This window comes from Vibrio sp. SG41-7 (genome assembly GCF_014164465.1).
GTDB lineage: Bacteria > Pseudomonadota > Gammaproteobacteria > Enterobacterales > Vibrionaceae > Vibrio > Vibrio splendidus.
Window position 1 is genome coordinate 1 of record NZ_JACJFF010000249.1, and the last position, 2,443, is coordinate 2,443.

The 2,443-nt window shown below is 48.7% G+C and carries 2 protein-coding genes; both read right to left on the bottom strand.

The features are described from left to right. The coding region (gene istB, locus H5300_RS26330; protein ID WP_182797321.1) for an IS21-like element helper ATPase IstB at positions 1-693 on the bottom strand (693 nt) is incomplete at its 3' end. 9 nt (positions 694-702) lie between these two features. Then, positions 703-2,235, bottom strand: a complete 1,533-nt coding sequence (istA, locus tag H5300_RS26335) for an IS21 family transposase (protein ID WP_182797322.1) — start codon at positions 2,233-2,235, stop codon at positions 703-705. Positions 2,236-2,443: the final 208 nt, after the last annotated feature.

The window sequence follows — 2,443 nt, forward strand, 5'->3', positions numbered from 1 at the left end:
TAGTTCTATTCGGTGGCTGTTGTGTATCAGTCGATCCAATAATGCGTCGGCTACGGTGGCGTTTCCTATCATGGCGTACCACTCCTTCACGGGTAATTGGCTTATCATGATCGTGCTGCTTATTTGATACCGATCCTCTAAGAGTTCCAACAAGTGCCCAGCATGATCTGGGCTGAGTTTTTCCATTCCCCAGTCATCAAGGATCAGCAGATCTTTTTTCGCGAGAGCTTGAAGTTGTTTCTGGTAAGTTCCATCAAGTCGGCCCGAGCTCAAGTCATCCAGTAAGCGACTCAGTCGGTGGTAGCGAACGCTATGCAGTTGTTCACACGCCTGAGATCCCAGAGCGCAGGCAACATAAGTTTTGCCTGCCCCTGTTGGTCCAGTGATCAGAACGTTTTGTTTTTTGTGTAAATAACCACCGGTGAGCAGCTCACTCATTTGGGTTCGTTTTAATCCTCGGCCTTCTTTGTAGGTGATCTGGCTCGGTTGGGCTTCGATTCGAAGCTTGGCTTGCCGTTTTAGGCGTTGGATCTTCGCGTGGTTTCGGCCCAGTATTTCGCTTTCAAGCAGTAAACTGAGACGCTCTTCGAAGCCTAACTCTGCGTAAGTAGAGAGTTGCTCTTGTTGCTGCTCCAGCGCGTTTATAGCATGTCCAAGACGCAGTGATCTTAGTTGGTCATTGATTGGATTCATTATGCTCTCCTAGTGATAACTATTGGGGCCGCGTACATTGCTGTGCTGGATATCTGGCGTGATCTCTGGGGATGAAGAGAGTCGGCCTTCTCGATGGTTTACAAGTAAGTTTTTAATGAATCGTAGATAAGGCTTATTGACGAGTAGCGCGTCTTTGCACGCCTGCTCAAGACGCGAGTCGCCGTATTTTTTAGTTAAGTTGAGCAGCCCAAGTGTGCTGCGATTGGATTGAGCAGGGTGCGATTTCGACGACAGTAAGAGGTCCACTACCTGCTGCGTGGCAGGCCCGATCCTTTCTCCCCAGCTCAGTAGCCTTGCAGGCGACCATTTTTGATGCTGATGATTGCTAGGCATATGTTCTGCGTACGTGCTGAGTCCGCGTTCTTTTTGGCTGGCGGGATGCTGGGCGACGAGGTTACCTTGATGATAAACCTGTATCAGCTTTGAGCTGGCTTCAAGTTGCACATGTTGGCCCACGAGTTGATGCGGAACTGAGTAGTAATGCTTTTTGTATTCGATGTGGTAATCCGGTCCCACTTTCGCTCGCTTGAGCTCGGTGTAAAGATAGTGCTCCTTGGGAAGCGGGTTGAGCGCGGGTTTATCCAACGTGTCGAACAACTCTTTTCTGCTTGCGCCTATTTGTTTCATTTGTCGTTGATTAAGTGAGTTCATTAGGTCGCGGATCGAGAGGTTCAGCTCTTTGAAAGTATGGAAAGTACGGTGGCGAAGTCGCATCATGATCCAACGCTCTACGATGAGCACCGCGTTCTCCGCTTTTGCCTTATCTTTAGGCTTATAAGGTCGTGCAGGCATGACTGCAGTACGGTAGTGATAAGCGAGCTTGCGATAGCTGTCGTTGAGCTTTGGCTCGTAACGGTCGGTTTTGGTGACAGCGGATTTTAGGTTGTCAGGTACCAGTAGCGCAGGCACGCCGCCAAAGTGTTCGAAGGCGTTCGCATGCGCCTCTAGCCAGTGCTCTAGTCTTTGGCTTTCACTTGCTTCAACATAGGTATAGTTTGAGGCGCCAAAGGTTGCGACGAAGATCTGAGCTTTACGGATTTCGCCTGTTTCGGGATTCACCACTGGGATGGTGGGGCCGCAGTAGTCGATGAACAACTTGTCACCCGCCACGTGAATTTGGCGCATACTGCGCTTTTGTTTCTTTAGCCATCGTCGATAGTGCTCACAGTATTGGCTGTAACGATAGGCACGCTCTAGGTGCTCCGCGGCATACTCTTCCCACAGCAGTTGTTTCGTCATACCTGGTCGCTTTAGCTCAATAAAACACTGACTGAAGTTAGGCATGACCTTTGTATCACTCGTGGTTTTATCACGGTATAGCGCGTGTGTAAGCTCGGTATCGGAGTAATTTTCAGGAAGTGGCCAACTTAGGTTGTTGTGTTTAAAGCGCAGCAGTATTTCAGAGACGGTCGAGCGACTGACTTTGGCGCAAGTAGCGATTTTTCTCGTCGACAAGTTGCACTCATATTTGAGGCGCAATACCTCTTTAATGTTTGTCATAGATGTTCTCTTTTTAGGCATTGTCACTTCCTTGCTACGTTAGATTATCTAACAAGGATAGTGAGCTATTGATTTAAAAGAGAAAAGAAAGGTATTCCGCTAAACCGGACAGTGATTCCGGAGTTCGTGGAAATTTGGCTGGTTTATCCCGGAAATGGTGTCCGGATTAAAACGGAATGAATGTCCGGATAATCCCGGAATCGGTGGTCGGATTGCTCCGGAATATGCA

Bases quoted from the DNA above. Each gene is read 5' to 3' on its own strand.
- istA (WP_182797322.1), bottom strand. From the start codon at position 2,235: ATGCCTAAAAAGAGAACATCTATGACAAACATTAAAGAGGTATTGCGC.